The organism is Streptosporangium sp. NPDC002544 (assembly GCF_040295965.1).
Classification (GTDB): domain Bacteria; phylum Actinomycetota; class Actinomycetes; order Streptosporangiales; family Streptosporangiaceae; genus Streptosporangium.
On record NZ_JBEOWJ010000037.1, the window covers coordinates 1 to 13,736 of the forward strand.

The 13,736-nt window shown below is 70.2% G+C and carries 14 protein-coding genes; 4 read left to right on the plus strand and 10 right to left on the minus strand.

Annotation, left to right across the window (positions count from 1 at the left end):
* Nucleotides 1-120 precede the first annotated feature (120 nt).
* The gene (locus ABT061_RS39435; protein WP_030910261.1) at nucleotides 121-474 is read right to left on the minus strand and encodes a HesB/IscA family protein; all 354 of its coding nucleotides are present in this window, start codon (nucleotides 472-474) and stop codon (nucleotides 121-123) included.
* A 210-nt stretch (nucleotides 475-684) separates the two neighbouring features.
* Between ABT061_RS39435 and nadA the strand changes: the two genes are divergently transcribed.
* Nucleotides 685-1,839: a quinolinate synthase NadA gene (gene nadA, locus ABT061_RS39440; RefSeq protein WP_350927832.1), complete on the plus strand. Its 1,155-nt coding sequence runs from the start codon at nucleotides 685-687 to the stop codon at nucleotides 1,837-1,839.
* Between the two features lie 104 nt (nucleotides 1,840-1,943).
* On the opposite strand, the gene ABT061_RS39445 is transcribed toward nadA, so the two are convergent.
* From ABT061_RS39445 to ABT061_RS39475, 7 genes are all read right to left on the minus strand, one after another.
* Nucleotides 1,944-2,657, minus strand: a complete 714-nt coding sequence (locus ABT061_RS39445) for an SIMPL domain-containing protein (RefSeq protein WP_350927834.1) — start codon at nucleotides 2,655-2,657, stop codon at nucleotides 1,944-1,946.
* A 100-nt stretch (nucleotides 2,658-2,757) separates the two neighbouring features.
* Entirely contained in the window at nucleotides 2,758-3,510 is a 753-nt protein-coding gene (locus tag ABT061_RS39450) for a maleylpyruvate isomerase family mycothiol-dependent enzyme (protein ID WP_350927836.1), read from the minus strand.
* A 1-nt stretch (nucleotide 3,511) separates the two neighbouring features.
* Nucleotides 3,512-5,950: a serine/threonine protein kinase gene (locus tag ABT061_RS39455; RefSeq protein ID WP_350927838.1), complete on the minus strand. Its 2,439-nt coding sequence runs from the start codon at nucleotides 5,948-5,950 to the stop codon at nucleotides 3,512-3,514.
* A gap of 214 nt (nucleotides 5,951-6,164) precedes the next feature.
* Nucleotides 6,165-6,740, minus strand: a complete 576-nt coding sequence (gene pspAB / locus ABT061_RS39460) for a PspA-associated protein PspAB (protein ID WP_350927840.1) — start codon at nucleotides 6,738-6,740, stop codon at nucleotides 6,165-6,167.
* A 63-nt stretch (nucleotides 6,741-6,803) separates the two neighbouring features.
* Nucleotides 6,804-7,706, minus strand: coding sequence for a zinc metalloprotease HtpX (gene htpX / locus ABT061_RS39465; RefSeq protein WP_350927842.1), 903 nt, complete (start codon nucleotides 7,704-7,706; stop codon nucleotides 6,804-6,806).
* A 9-nt stretch (nucleotides 7,707-7,715) separates the two neighbouring features.
* Nucleotides 7,716-7,994 (minus strand): PspA-associated protein PspAA, encoded by a 279-nt coding sequence (pspAA, locus tag ABT061_RS39470; protein WP_030910281.1) that lies wholly within the window; start codon nucleotides 7,992-7,994, stop codon nucleotides 7,716-7,718.
* A complete protein-coding gene (locus ABT061_RS39475) occupies nucleotides 7,991-8,812 on the minus strand; it encodes a PspA/IM30 family protein (protein WP_350927845.1) in 822 nt (273 codons plus the stop codon). Before ABT061_RS39475 ends, pspAA begins: the two co-directional genes overlap by 4 nt.
* A 147-nt stretch (nucleotides 8,813-8,959) precedes the next feature.
* Between ABT061_RS39475 and ABT061_RS39480 the strand changes: the two genes are divergently transcribed.
* Nucleotides 8,960-9,568, plus strand: a complete 609-nt coding sequence (locus tag ABT061_RS39480; RefSeq protein ID WP_350927847.1) for a DUF3043 domain-containing protein — start codon at nucleotides 8,960-8,962, stop codon at nucleotides 9,566-9,568.
* A gap of 163 nt (nucleotides 9,569-9,731) precedes the next feature.
* Here the strand turns inward: ABT061_RS39480 and ABT061_RS39485 are convergent, their stop codons facing one another.
* The gene (locus tag ABT061_RS39485) at nucleotides 9,732-11,015 is read right to left on the minus strand and encodes an SMI1/KNR4 family protein (protein ID WP_350927848.1); all 1,284 of its coding nucleotides are present in this window, start codon (nucleotides 11,013-11,015) and stop codon (nucleotides 9,732-9,734) included.
* A 44-nt stretch (nucleotides 11,016-11,059) separates the two neighbouring features.
* On the opposite strand from ABT061_RS39485, the gene ABT061_RS39490 reads away from it, so the two are divergent.
* A complete protein-coding gene (locus ABT061_RS39490; RefSeq protein WP_350927850.1) occupies nucleotides 11,060-12,058 on the plus strand; it encodes an aldo/keto reductase family protein in 999 nt (332 codons plus the stop codon).
* A gap of 144 nt (nucleotides 12,059-12,202) precedes the next feature.
* Here ABT061_RS39490 and ABT061_RS39495 read toward each other — a convergent pair whose 3' ends face one another.
* Nucleotides 12,203-12,409: a hypothetical protein gene (locus ABT061_RS39495; RefSeq protein WP_030910294.1), complete on the minus strand. Its 207-nt coding sequence runs from the start codon at nucleotides 12,407-12,409 to the stop codon at nucleotides 12,203-12,205.
* A 209-nt stretch (nucleotides 12,410-12,618) separates the two neighbouring features.
* Here ABT061_RS39495 and ABT061_RS39500 point away from each other — a divergent pair, with 209 nt between their 5' ends.
* Nucleotides 12,619-13,650: a bifunctional adenosylcobinamide kinase/adenosylcobinamide-phosphate guanylyltransferase gene (locus tag ABT061_RS39500; protein ID WP_350927853.1), complete on the plus strand. Its 1,032-nt coding sequence runs from the start codon at nucleotides 12,619-12,621 to the stop codon at nucleotides 13,648-13,650.
* Nucleotides 13,651-13,736: the final 86 nt, after the last annotated feature.

A 13,736-nucleotide genomic window follows, 5' to 3' on the forward strand; every position in this document is an offset into this window, starting at 1 on the left:
CGGTCAGGCGGCGCCTCGCCGCGTTGTCGTCGGTCACCGCAGCACGCTGCGGCTCCCTCCTCCGCCTTGCGAGACACCACCTGACCGATCCTCGCTACGGCAAGATCCGCAGGACAGGGCCTAGTTGAACGAGTCTCCGCAGGCGCACGAACCCGTGGCGTTCGGGTTGTCGATCGTGAAGCCCTGCTTCTCGATCGTGTCGACGAAGTCGACGGTGGCACCCACGAGGTAGGGCGCGCTCATCCGGTCGGTGACCACGCTCACGCCGTCGAAGTCGGAGACGACGTCACCGTCCATCGAACGGTCGTCGAAGAAGAGCTGGTAGCGCAGGCCGGAACAGCCACCGGGCTGCACGGCCACGCGCAGCTGGAGGCCCTCCTCGCCCTGCTGCTCCAGCAGGCTCTTGACCTTCGCGGCGGCCGCGGAACTGAGGATCAGGCCCTGCGCCGTGGTCTCGCTGCTCTCAACCGACATGTGGTGACTCCCGCGTCTGCGTCAGCCGCTCCCCGGGAACGGCTGTCTGTTTCTGACGTCCTTCTTAGACGCTACCAACACCCGTCCCCCCTTACACATTCCTGAGACGACGCACACCTCCTCCTTCGGACAAAACTCCCTCCCACGGAATAAAGCCCCAACAGCGTGTGTCATCATTAGTCGTCACTTCGACGATAAGGGGGTGTGGCCATGACGACCACCGAGATCGGGCTTCCGCTCTTCGTCCTGGGCAGGGGCGTGGACCCGCACAGCGAGCGCGGTGTCGACTGTCCCGGCGAGCTGCCGGCCGCGTCCGACCCGGCGCTGGTGGAACGCGCCAGGAAGGCGAAGGCGGCGCTCGGCGACAGGGTCTTCGTACTGGGCCACCACTACCAGCGTGACGAGGTCATCCAGTTCGCCGACGTGACCGGCGACTCGTTCAAGCTCGCCAAGGAGGCCGCGGCCCGGCCCGACGCCGAGTACATCGTCTTCTGCGGCGTGCACTTCATGGCCGAGTCCGCCGACATCCTCACCTCCGACTCCCAGAAGGTGGTGCTGCCCGACCTCGCCGCCGGGTGCTCGATGGCCGACATGGCCACCTTCGACCAGGTCGAGGAGTGCTGGGAGGTGCTCCAGGACGCCGGGATCGCCGGTCGCACCGTGCCCGTCACCTACATGAACTCCAGCGCCGACATCAAGGCCTTCTGCGGACGCAACGGCGGCACCGTCTGCACCTCCTCCAACGCCAGGCGCGCCCTGGAATGGGCCTTCTCCCGCGGGGAGAAGGTGCTCTTCCTCCCCGACCAGCACCTGGGCCGCAACACCGCGGTGCTGGAGATGGGCCTGTCACTGGACGAGTGCGTCGTCTACAACCCGCACCGGCCGAACGGCGGCCTGACCGCCGAGCAGCTCGCGGGCGCCAAGATGATCCTGTGGAAGGGGCACTGCTCGGTACACGGCCGTTTCAGCGCCGAGTGCGTGGACGACGTCCGCGCGCGCATCCCCGGCGTCAACGTGCTGGTCCACCCCGAGTGCAGGCACGAGGTCGTCACCAAGGCCGATCATGTCGGTTCGACCGAGTACATCATCAAGAAGATCGAGGCGGCTCCCGCCGGGTCCTCCTGGGCGGTGGGCACCGAGCTGAACCTGGTCAAGCGGCTCGGCGCCATGTTCCCCGACAAGGACGTGACGTTCCTGGACCGGACCGTCTGCTACTGCTCGACGATGAACCGGATCGACCTGCCGCACCTGGTGTGGGCGCTGGAGTCGCTCGCCGCCGGCCAGGTCGTCAACCAGATCACCGTGGACGACGACACCGCCCACTGGGCTCGGGTCGCCCTGGACAGGATGCTGGCGCTGCCCTGACCACGAGGTGGACGGGCCCCGGTGGGTGGTGACCCGCCGGGGCCCGTCGTGTGCCGGGAACCTGTCGCGTACCCGGGATCGGGGGAGCACCGCGTGAGCGGGGCCTAATCCAGCTCGTAGACCACTCTGACGCTGACCGACACGTCCTGGCGGCCGGGGCTGATCGACGCCTTGTCCGCGATCGCGCCGGCGGCGAAGAACGGCCGCGGCGGGGTGACGTTCTCCTCGCTGATCTCCAGCGCACGGCCGAGCCTGCGCCCCGCGAGCCTGGCGTACTGCGCGGCGCGGGTCTTGGCGTCCCTGAAGGCGGCCTCGCGCGCCAGCCTGAGCGGCGCGCGGTTGTCGGAGACCTCGAAGGAGACGCTGTCCAGCCGGACCGCCTCGCCGACCGCGACCGCCGCGTCGATCACGTCGTCCGCGGTGTCCAGGTCCCGCACCACCGCCTCGACCCCCTGCGCGGCCCGGTAACCGGAGATCGTGGGGTAGTCCTTGTACTGGGGGCCCAGGGACAGCTCGTTGGTCCGCAGGTCCTTGGCCGCGATACCGGCCGCCAGCAGCGCCTTCGTCAGCGCGGCGGCGACGACGCGGGCGGCGGTGAACGCCTCTCCCGCGGTGGAACGGACCACCTCGACACCGGCGTCCAGTTTCATGACGTCGGGGGTGACCGACAGACGTCCCTCGCCCACGATCGTGATCTGTGGCCGGTCGTCCTCCCGTACCGTCGCCGTGGAGGGTGCGGAGTCCGCGAGCGCCGTGCCACCGAACAGGCCCACGGAGACGAGTGCGGCCGAGACCACTGCCTGAGACATCTTGATCATAGGGGCATGGCACCACGGGGCGGCGGCCTCGGCGGCGAGCCCTCCTGGGGATCTGCCGTGTCTTGGCCCAATCCCGGGACGGGTATTTATCTTCCGCCGGTCAGATCCGGGCGAGCTCCCGCCACCAGCCCAGCAGCCCCGCGTCGCCCTCGACGGCGTAGTCGTCGACGCTGCGCCGCCCCCATACGACCTGGAGCAGGTCCGCCGACGTGGCCGCGCGCACGGTCACGCTCCCCGGCTGCAGGGACCGCCGGTGGTGGAAGCGGTCGGGGTCGAGGGTGATCACCCACCCGGCTCCGGTGTCGGCCTGCAGGGAGATCGTCTCGCCCCCGCCCCTCAGCTCGGCCACCCCCGGATTCCACAGCGCGTACGGCAGGACATCGAGGAACTCCTCGACCCCGTCGGCCGCCACGTCCTCGTCGACCGAGACCGGAACGCCCAGCGCGAGCTCGGCGTCCATCCGGTGCACCAGGGTCTCGTGGAGCATGCGCCTGGACCAGAACCGCACCCGCTGCTCCCCGCCCCAGGCCCACATCGGCGCCTGCGGATCCTGCGACAGCAGCGCCTCGGACAGCAGGGTGGCCCCCGCACCGAGCCAGGCGGGGTAACCGCTCGCGTCGGCCGGCAGGCCCATGTCCATCCCGCGGCGGTCGTAGCGCCGCTCGGCCAGGTCGGCGACCATGGTGGCCACCCACCGGTGTATGCCACCGGTGTGGGTGACGAGCCTGGCCAGGTCCCAGCCAGGACAGGTCAGCACGGGAACGGACATGTCGCGCTTCCTCAGGACATCGGCCATCCGGGCGACCTCCGCGGTGGCCGCCGAGACATGCTCGGCGTGAGTCCATTCCCTCATGTCAGCCCTCCCGGGTGAAACGCATGAACTGCTTCTCGTACTCCTTGGCATTGGTGGTGGTGGCCAGCACCCGCTGCGACCGCCCCTCGAAGTCGAACACCACGGCCTCGTAGCCGGAACCCTTGCGCCGCCAGCCCGCGATGTGCTCGTCGTCGTACCAGCCGATGAGCCGCTCGGTCTCGAACGGGATCCGGACCTTCGCCGGGGCGTCGGAGGCGGTGGACCAGACGCAGATCTCCTTCTTGCTCTCCTTGCAGTACGTGAGCAGTGACGATCCCGACGGGGAGATGTCGTCGTTCTCGACGGTGATCGGGGTTCCCACGTCCAGCAGGGTCTGCAGCACGGTGCCCTGCAGGTCGTAGAAGCGGATGCGCTGGGTCTTGCCGGTGAGCGCCCAGGTGCCGACGGCGCGGCCGTCACCCCGCCAGAAGTAGCTCCACTGGCCCGCGTCCTTCTCCTTCACCCGGACGATCCTGGCCTTCTTCGTGGCGACATCGATGATCGCGAAGCCGTACTCCTTGCTGGTGTTGTCCACGGCCTCGTACAGCGTCACCAGGCCACGTTTGCCGTCCGGCGACCACTGCGGCAGCGTCGGGTAGACCGGCGCCTTGGTAATCCTGATCTTGCTCGCCGCGCCGGTGCGCTGGTCGATGACCGACACGATCGAGTAGTTCTGCGCGTCGTAGATCCGGTCGGTACCCAGCGCCTGGGTGCCCGCGGCGTTGAGCGTGTAATGGAAGTACTTGTCGTTCTTGGCGAACCGGTTGGTCCCGTACTTCCTGACGTAGAGGGTCTTCTCCCAGTCGAGGCTGTAGGAACTCAGCTTGATCGGGTCCTGGGGGCTCTCATGGAGCGTGATCGAACTACCGGGCAGCTTGATCCTGCTGGTCGTCTGCGGCACCGTCGACGTGTTGGGGGGCGGGGTCACGGCGGAGGTGGGGGGGCTCGTCTCCTTCGTACCGCCGGTCTGCGGGCTGTCGCTCTGGGTGACGCCCGCCTGGGGGTCGCCCGGCGTCTCGGTGCTGCCGCCGCGTACCGCCAGCACGACGCCCCCGGCCACGAGGGCGGTGGCCAGCAGGCCGCCCACGACCGCGAACCACACCCCGCGCCCGCTCCTGGCGGGAGCGGGCTGTCCCGGATATCCAGGTGATCCGGGGTTCTGGTACGGGGCGCCGTCATGGGAGGGATGGGGCGCGGGACCGCCGTAGGACTGTGGACCCGGAGGCCCCTGATATCCCTGCTGCGGGTATCCCGGCCCCTGCTGCGGATACTGGGCGTAGCCGTGGGACTCGGACGGCTGCGTGTAGCCGTGGGACTCGGACGGCCGGGTGTGGCCACGGGGTTCGGAGTGCTGGAGGTAGCCCACCGGGCCGCCCTGCGGGCCCTGCGCGGGGTATCCCCCTCCGGCCCCCCCGTGCTGGGGATACGGCTGCGGCTCCGGGTGATGGGGATAGCCCTGCTGCGCGCGGTCGTCGCCTCCCGGATGCCGCTGCACGTACGCGGTGGGGACGGGCTCGCTCCCGGCGGGGTAGCCGCCGGGGCCGGGGCCGGTCCGCTGCGCCGCGGCCGCCGAGCCCTCGGCGAGGATGCCGCGGGGCGCGGTGGGCGGTGCGGCGCCGGTCGGCCCGCCCGCGTGGCCGAGCAGCCGCAGCAGCGCCTCGCCCGCCGTGGGCCGCTGGGTGGCGTCCTTGGACAGGCACTGCCCGACCAGGTCGCGCAGCGCCGGATCGGTGATCGCCCCCAGATCGGGTTCCAGGTTCATGATCCGGTTGAAGATCGCAGGCAGGCTGTCCGTACCGAACGGCGGCTGCCCGGTGGCCGCGAAGACCATCGTGCAGCCCCAGGCGAACATGTCGGCGGGAGAGCCCGCGTTCTCCCCCGCCAACTGCTCGGGGGTCATGTAGGAGGGGGTGCCGATCGCCATCGCGGTCAGCGTGGAGGTGCGGTCGAGCGCCTTGGCGATACCGAAGTCGATCACTCGGGGGCCGTCGGGGGCCAGCAGCACGTTGGAGGGCTTGAAATCGCGATGGACGATTCCCGCCTGGTGGATCGCGACGAGCGCGGTGACCGTGCCGATCGCCAGGCGGTGCAGGGCCGCGCCGTGCCGGGGGCCCTCGGTGGCCAGGACCGCGTCGAGCGTCGGGCCGTCGATGTACTCGCTGACGATGTACGGGCGATGCTGGTCGACCCCGGTGTCGATCACCGCGGCGGTGCAGAAGGGAGCGACCCGCTGGGTCGTGCTGACCTCACGGACGAAACGCTCCATCGCCTCCTCGTCCTGCGCGAGGTCGGCACGGAGCAGCTTGACCGCGACACGGGCACCGGTCGGGGAGACTCCCAGGTAGACCGTTCCCTGACCACCCTCGCCGAGCCGGGCGGTGAGCCGGTACTCCCGCACGTGCTCGGGATCCCCGGGCCGCAAGGACGCGAGGTCCGCCATGGTCACACCCTTCTTCCGTGATGAACTTCCGGACCCATTGTGGGGGCAAAGGGTCACAGGACGTGCATCAAACCGCAAGTCGGACGGACCTCGATAGCGCGTTCCAGACGGCCTTTCAGCATCCCCGGAAGGGGCGGAACGCCTTGTCCGAGAGCCGGAGACGATCTTGGGGAGGAACGGGCCGGACAGGGACCCGCCCGGCCGGCGGAACGGCTCAGAGGCCGGGCGCGCCCCAGAGGGGGAACCAGCGGCCGAGATCCGGCTCGATCTCCAGCTCACCGCCGATCGCACCGCGTACCTGCAGCTCCAGCGCGTTGTCCCGGCGCCCCGCCTGTCCGGGCAGCGGGGCGAACGGGTAGAAGGTGCCCTGCTTGTAGAGGTAGACCATGGCGAGCCCGCGGCCGTCGGGGGTGGCGAAGGAGACCAGCGAGCAGAGCAGCGAGGGGCCGAAACCCGCCGCCTCAAGGGAGGAGTTGACCGCGTGCAGGTCGGTGACCAGATCACCGAGCAGGTCGGGCGTGCGGCGGACCAGCAGCCATGTGTAGCCGTAGGAGTCCTTCGACACCTCCACCGGAGGGCCGCCTCCGGCGTCCAGCAGCTGGGTGATGTCGCGCTCGAGCGCGGCGAACGCCCCGCCCTCGGCCGAGCGGAAGCAGACCGCCCCCAGCCCGGTCGGCGCCAGATCGGTGGCCGCCTGCAGGGTCACCGCGGCCGAGGGCAGCGCGAACAGCGCGTCCAGGTCGGCCTTGGCCGGTTTACCTCGGCCCAGCAGAGCATCCCACCAGCGCATCCGGTCTCTTCCCCTTCACCGCTTCCACAGAACGGCGCTCCCGCCGCCCACCGGTAGTCCTACTCACCCGCCCTGCCCGAGCTGGGCGGAGATCCTGCCGAGCTGGTCAAGGCGCTGCTCCAGCGGCGGGTGGGTCGCCAGCAGCGCGCTCAGGCCCGCCTTGCCGGACAGAGCCGGCGCGAAGAAGAAGGCGTTGAACGGCTCAGCCTCGCGCAGGTCCCTCGTCGGGATGCGCGCCATCTCGCCACTGATCTTGACGAGGGCGCTGGACAGGGCCGACGGGCGCTGGGTGAGCAGCGCTCCCGCGCGGTCGGCGGCCAGCTCCCGGTAGCGCGACAGGGCCCGGGTGAGCAGGAAACTGACCGCGTACACCAGGACCGAGACGAGCATGATGATCAGGCCGATCGGCAGTCCGCCCCGGTCGTCGCGCCCGCGTCCCAGGCCGCTGTAGAGCGCGACCCTGGTCATGAGCCCGGCGACTATGCCGAGGAAGGACGCGATCGTCATGACCGCGACGTCCCGATGTGCCACGTGGGACATCTCGTGGGCCAGCACGCCCTCCAGCTCACCGGCGTCGAGCCGGCGCAGCAACCCCGTGGTCACGCAGACCACGGAGTTCTTCTGGTTGCGGCCGGTGGCGAACGCGTTCGGAACATCCGAATCGGCGATCGCCACCCGCGGCTTGGGCATGTCGGCCAGAGCGCACAACCGGTCGATCATGCCGTGCAGCTCCGGCGCCTCCTGCGGGGACACGACACGTCCGTGCATCGCGAACAGCGCGATGCGGTCGGACATGAAGTACTGCACGAGGAGCATGACGCCGGCGATCAGCAGTACCGCGACCGCACGGACGCCCAACGCGATCAGTACGGCCACGAAGACGACATAGAGCAATCCGAGCAGGAACATGGTGATCACCATGCGCCTGGTCAGGCCCCGGTCCGGGGCGAACCGGGTTTGTACCATATGCCCAGGCTATCCGGGAATCAGGCCCTCGTTGCCGAGCATCTCCCGAACTTCTTCCATGGAAGCGTCAGCCGGGGGCAAAATCAGCTCCGAGGACTCCAGGCTGTCGTCGGGCAGCGCCTTGCCGACATGGCGGACCTTGTCCAGCAGGGCGTGCAACCGGGCACGGAAGACCTCTTCCTCACCCGCCTCGATGGCGGCCTCCAGCTCGGCGTCCAGGGTGTTGAGCACGTCGAGATCGGCGGGGGCGATGTCGATCTGCCCCTCCCCCATGATGCGGACGATCACAGGCCCTCCCCAGGCTGGCGCAGCTGCTGCGTCTGATTGGACTGCGGGTGTTGCTGCGGCTGCTGCTGCGGCTGCTGCTGGCCGGGACCGGACGTGATCGCGCCCTGGGGCCCGGTGCCCTGGCCGAGCTCGGCCTTCATCCGGGCGATCTCCAGCTCCACGTCGTGGCCGCCGCCCATGCGGTCGAGCTCGGCCTGGATGTCGTCGCCACGCTGCCCGCTGAAGTCGTCGAGCGCGCCGCTGGCCAGCAGCTCGTCGATGGCACCCGCGCGGGCCTGCATGGAGGCCGTCTTGTCCTCGGCACGCTGGATCGCCAGACCGACGTCGCCCATCTCCTCGGAGATGCCGGAGAAGGCCTCGTTGATCCGCGTCTGCGCCTCGGCCGCGGTGTAGGTCGCCTTGATCGTCTCCTTCCTGGTGCGGAAGGAGTCGACCTTGGCCTGCAGCCGGTGGGAGGCCGTGGTGAGCTTCTCCTCCTCGGCCTGCAGGTTGTCGTGCTGCACGCGAAGGTCCGCGATCTGGGTCTGCAGGCTGCCGCGGCGGGTCAGCGCCTCGCGGGCCAGGTCCTCGCGACCGACCCCGAGCGCCTTGCGGCCCTGCTCCTCAAGCTTGCGCGCCTGCGCCTCGATCTGGTTGATCTGAAGCTCCACGCGCTTGCGCGAGGTGGCGACATCCGCCACGCCCCGGCGTACCTTCTGCAACAACTCCAGCTGGCGCTGATATGAGTAGTCCAGGGTTTCGCGAGGATCTTCCATCTTGTCCAACGCGTTGTTCGCCTTGGACCTGAAGATCAGCGAAAGTCTCTTCATCACGCTCATGCGCGTCGGCCGTCCCCTTCTTCAAGTGCGCTTCGGGTCACCCCAAGTGATTCCAGCCCCCCGAAAAGCACCGGAGCCACCATAGGGTTCACCCTACGCATAACGCGCGGGGGCGTCACTAAGTTGCACTCCCGGTAGGCTGACGTTGTGTTCCGACGTACCCAGACCACCGCGGACGACTCCCCCGCCTCCGCTAACGATCCTAAGCCTGCGGGCAAGGGGCGTCCCACACCCAAGCGACGGGACGCCGAAGGCCGTCGCCGGCAGCCGGTGAACGCCCCCAACAACCGTAAAGAGGCCTACAAGCAGCTCCGCGAGCGCCAGGCGAACGACCGCGCCAAGGCGCGCGAGGGGATGCTACGCGGCGACGAACGCTACTACCCCGCCCGCGACAAGGGGCCTGTCAGGAAGTTCGCGCGCGACTGGGTCGACTCCCGCCGCGTCGTGAGCCAGTACTTCCTGCCGTTCTCCCTGCTGATCCTGCTGCTCACCTGGATCCCCTTCCCGACCGACGTCCGCGGTTACGTCTACGTCGCGGTGATCACGATCGGCTGGCCGATCATGATGGTCGGCGTGCTGCTCACCTCGATCTGGGTGTCCTGGAAGGTGAAGAAGCTCGCCGCCGAGAAGTTCCCCGGCGAGAACCTCAAGGGTGTCGGCTTCTACGCCGCCATGCGCGCGCTGCAGATCCGCAAGCTGCGCTTCCCCCCGCCCACCGTCCTGCCCGGCGGCAGGCCGGTCCCGCCGAAGAAGTAGTTCGCGGCACATCGGCTTTCGAGCCCCGTTCCTCTCCCGGAGGGACGGGGTTCTTCGTGTCCCGCCCCGGCGGCGGGGAGTCCCTGCCCGTGCTCGCGGGCGAGAGCGACACTCATGCCTTCCCTCCCGAAGCCGGGATCGGCGACGCCCAGGCCTGCCGTGATCACGACTCGACGACGTCCCAGTCCAGCTCGCCGTCGGTCACCACCGGCTTCCAGTGGCCGACGGATCCGCCGGTCTCCAGGGCGTTCGCGGTCGCCTTCAGCAGACCGTAGTACGAGCGGATCCGGATGCCGCCGGGGGTGAAGCTCATCTGGCCCTCGTGATCGGTACGCCCGACGTCGCGCGCCACGGAGTCGATCACCAGGTGGTCGCCGCTTCCGTTGGCGCCGAACGGGATCATCCGCCCGTCCCACCATTCCGCCCGCGAGCCGATGCCGGTCGCGCCGATGTCCTCCCCGTCCGTCCCGCAGAGCCGCCGCCAGGTGTCGCGGATCCCGCGAACCCCCTGGTTCAGGCTACCGATGAAGCCGAACGGCCAGGTGTCGCCCACGACGCGGGCCCCGTCGTGCCGTAGCAGGGAGGCACGCAGGTCGTCGGGGAAACGCAGGCCCATCTGCGCCTCGGCGATGGCGATCGTACGGGCCCTGGCGGGCCTGCCCAGCGTGCGAAGGCTCTCGGGGGCGTTGGCCGCCAGCCACCTCTCGATGCGGCGCCACTGGTGGTTCACCGCCCGGGTCACCCCGGGGTCGATCGCCCGTACCCTCGGGACCCTCACCTGCGGCCGGCAGTCCGCGTCGGGAACCGCCACGGGGGACTCGTCCGGCGGCGGGGCGGGGTCGGCCGCGACGGAGTCCGGAACGACCACGACGTCGACCAGGCACGGACCGGTGGCCCGGATCATCGGCCCCTCCTCCGCCGAGTAGCGGATCTCCGGCTCCAGTGCCTGCCCCGTCCTCGGCCCGCATCCGTCCTTCGCATCCGGCGGGCTCCACAGGGCGATTCCCTTGACGGCCCGCGTCCCCTCCGAGAAGACCGCGTTCTCCAGGACCTGGGTGCCGAAGGCGAGCAGGCAGAGCCCGATCCCGACGGCGCCCCAGCGGACCAGGCGGCTCTTGACCGCCCCGTCCAGCGGCTCGCGCGGCGGCCTGGGCGCGAACGTCCGTTCAACGGCGGATCGGAAGGCGGAAGGGGGGCCGGTGGCGTACCGCCCGAGGTCCTCCTCGGTGGGGACGCCGAGGAGCGGCGCGGGAGGCCAGCGCGGCGCGTGCCCGGTTCCGGAGGCCGTCTCCTTCGCCGGTGAGCCGATCGCCCCCTTGACCGGAGAGTCGTCCCGGGGGCCGTCCTCCGGTCTCCGCCACCGGCGGACGACCACCACGACGACCGCCGCCAGCGCCCCGGCGGCCAGCGCCAGCCATACCCTCCGCGAAGTGATCAACCGCAACACGCCCGGCAGGGTATCCCGAATCGGGCACCCACTAATGTCAGAGCATGGAATTCCGCCACCTTGGCCGGAGTGGTCTCATGGTCAGTGAGATCAGCTACGGCAACTGGATCACCCACGGTTCCCAGGTAGAAGAGGACGCCGCCAAGCAGTGCGTGCGGGCGGCGCTCGACGAGGGGATCACCACCTTCGACACCGCCGACGTGTACGCGGGCACCAAGGCGGAGGAGGTTCTCGGCCGCGCCCTCGCGGGCGTCCGCCGCGAGTCTCTGGAGATCTTCACCAAGGTCTACTGGCCGACCGGTCAGGGCCCCAACGACCGCGGCCTGTCGCGCAAGCACATCACCGAGTCCCTGCACGGCTCGCTACGCCGTCTGCAGACCGACTACGTCGACCTTTACCAGGCACACCGCTTCGACTACGAGACACCGCTTGAGGAGACCCTCAAGACCTTCGACGACCTCGTACGCCAGGGCAAGGTCCTCTACGTCGGCGTCAGCGAGTGGACCGCCGAGCAGATCGGCCGGGCCCTGAAGATCGCCGACGAGATGGGCTTCGACCGCCTGATCTCCAACCAGCCCCAGTACTCCATGCTGTGGCGGGTCATCGAGGCAGAGGTCGTGCCGCTGAGCGAGAAGGAGGGCATCGGCCAGATCGTCTTCTCTCCCATCGCCCAGGGCGTGCTCACCGGCAAGTACCTGCCGGGGCAGCCGCCCCCCGCCGGTTCCCGGGCCACCGACCCCACCGGAGGCAACTTCATCTCCCAGATGCTCAACGACGACGTGCTCACCCGCGTCCAGCGACTGGAGCCGATCGCCGCCGATCTCGGGCTGAGCATGGCCCAGCTCGCGGTGGCCTGGGTGCTGCAGAACCCGAACGTGTCCTCGGCCATCGTCGGCGCCAGCAGGCCCGAGCAGGTCCGCGACAACGTCAGGGCCTCCGGGGTGAGGCTGGACGCCGAGGTGCTCAAGAAGATCGACGACGTCCTCGGCCCGGTCGTCGAGCGCGACCCCGCCAAGACCGTCAGCCCCGAGCGGCGCCCCTAGAGCCTGTCCCGGCCACCACCGGACGGGGAGATCCCCTCGCCCCTTTTCACCGAGGGGCGAGGGACCGGTGCACCACTCGCCGTTCCTCAGTGATCGCCGGTTCGCGCCCGCCCGGTGATCCAGCGGGCCCGACGGGCTCTTCCCTCACTCCGGGCGCAGGGACATTCCCTCATACTCGATCTTCTCGTCCTCAAGCAGGGTGACCTTCTCGACCCCCGCCTCCAGCAGCTCACGCCAGTTCTCACCGAGCCACGACTCGGCATCGGCCTGGCTCGGGAACGTGTCGGACGGCGCGACACCCTCGACTACCTCGCCGCCATTCGCGTTTTCATAACGCCAGCGCCACGTCATGCCATAGCTCCTTCTCACGGATCCTGCCAGTGCCGTTCGGCGGCTCAGCGAACCCTACCTCTCCAGGACGCCCCCGAGCGTGGAGGCAGGATCATGGTCTCGCGCCCCGTCGCCCGGCTGTTTCCGGGCCCCCCGTACGCTGCGGAGGTCATCCGCTTCCGCCGGAAGGTGGAGGCTCGCAACTCCTTGAACCCGATGGGAGGCCGGGTGTGAAGGTCCTGATCTCCGGTACCGCGGCTGCGGCGGGCTGGCCGGCCTCGGGCTGCGGGTGCGCCTCCTGCGCCCGGGTCGCCCCCGGCCGCCGCCCCACGTCCGTGCTGCTCGGCGACTCCGTGCGGCTGCCGCCCACCGGCCCGCTCCCGCCCGGCTACCGCGCCTCGCCCGGTCCGGACGGCCTCACCGTCACCACCCCCGGCGGCCGGCGCGTCCTTTACGCCCCCACCGCTCCCCCGTACGAGGAGCGAGAGCCCGCCGGTCCGGGAGAGGCGCTGGACCTGGTGCTGCTGGACGTGCTCGACCGGCCGGAACGGCTGGGGGACCTGCGCTGGCGGGGCCTGGTCGGCGAGCGAACGCACGTGCTGGCCGTCGACCTCGACCACCGGGTACCGACGGAGGCGGAGCTGGCCCGGCGGGCAGACCTGTGGGGGGTGCGCGCCGTACCGGATGGCACGGTTCTCGACATCGGCGAGCCCCCGCCGCCTCCGGCTCCCCCGCCCCGAAGGACCCTGTTGCTCGGCGGGACCCGGTCGGGCAAGTCCGTGGAGGCCGAACTGCGGCTGGCGGCCGAACCCGAGGTCCGCTATGTCGCGACCGGGCCGTCCGGCGACGGCGATCCCGAGTGGCTGCGCCGGGTCCGGGCACACCGTGACCGCAGGCCCGCCCACTGGGAGACCACCGAGACCACGGACCTGGCCGGACTGCTGCGGTCCGCCGGAACCCCGCTGCTGATCGACGGGCTCGGCACCTGGGTCGCCTCCGTCTTCGACGAGTGCGACGCCTGGTCGGGCGGGGACGACCTGGACGCGGTCACGGCCCGGTGCGACGAGCTGGTGGCGGCCTGGCGGCAGACCCGGGCCCGGGTCGTGGCGGTCTCCGACGAGGTCGGCCTCGGCGTGGTGCCCGCCACCGCCAGCGGCCGGATGTTCCGTGACGTCCTCGGCCGCCTGAACCAGCGCCTCGCCGCGGAGTCCGAGGACGTCACCCTCGTCGTCGCCGGCCGTCTCCTTCCCCTTCCCTCCTGAGCCTCCGTTCGACGAGGGAATCGGGGGCCGGCATCGGCCCCCGCTCCTCCCCCCTGAGCCCGCGTCCCCTGAAAGAACCCCGAGGT

What these genes read in the sequence shown, in the direction of transcription:
- ABT061_RS39435 (WP_030910261.1), bottom strand. Translation starts at nt 474, where the DNA reads ATGTCGGTTGAGAGCAGCGAGACCACGGCGCAGGGCCTGATCCTCAGT.
- nadA (WP_350927832.1), top strand. Translation starts at nt 685, where the DNA reads ATGACGACCACCGAGATCGGGCTTCCGCTCTTCGTCCTGGGCAGGGGC.
- ABT061_RS39445 (WP_350927834.1), bottom strand. Translation starts at nt 2,657, where the DNA reads ATGATCAAGATGTCTCAGGCAGTGGTCTCGGCCGCACTCGTCTCCGTG.
- ABT061_RS39450 (WP_350927836.1), bottom strand. Translation starts at nt 3,510, where the DNA reads ATGAGGGAATGGACTCACGCCGAGCATGTCTCGGCGGCCACCGCGGAG.
- ABT061_RS39455 (WP_350927838.1), bottom strand. Translation starts at nt 5,950, where the DNA reads ATGGCGGACCTCGCGTCCTTGCGGCCCGGGGATCCCGAGCACGTGCGG.
- pspAB (WP_350927840.1), bottom strand. Translation starts at nt 6,740, where the DNA reads ATGCGCTGGTGGGATGCTCTGCTGGGCCGAGGTAAACCGGCCAAGGCC.
- htpX (WP_350927842.1), bottom strand. Translation starts at nt 7,706, where the DNA reads ATGGTACAAACCCGGTTCGCCCCGGACCGGGGCCTGACCAGGCGCATG.
- ABT061_RS39475 (WP_350927845.1), bottom strand. Translation starts at nt 8,812, where the DNA reads ATGAGCGTGATGAAGAGACTTTCGCTGATCTTCAGGTCCAAGGCGAAC.
- ABT061_RS39490 (WP_350927850.1), top strand. Translation starts at nt 11,060, where the DNA reads ATGGAATTCCGCCACCTTGGCCGGAGTGGTCTCATGGTCAGTGAGATC.
- ABT061_RS39495 (WP_030910294.1), bottom strand. Translation starts at nt 12,409, where the DNA reads ATGACGTGGCGCTGGCGTTATGAAAACGCGAATGGCGGCGAGGTAGTC.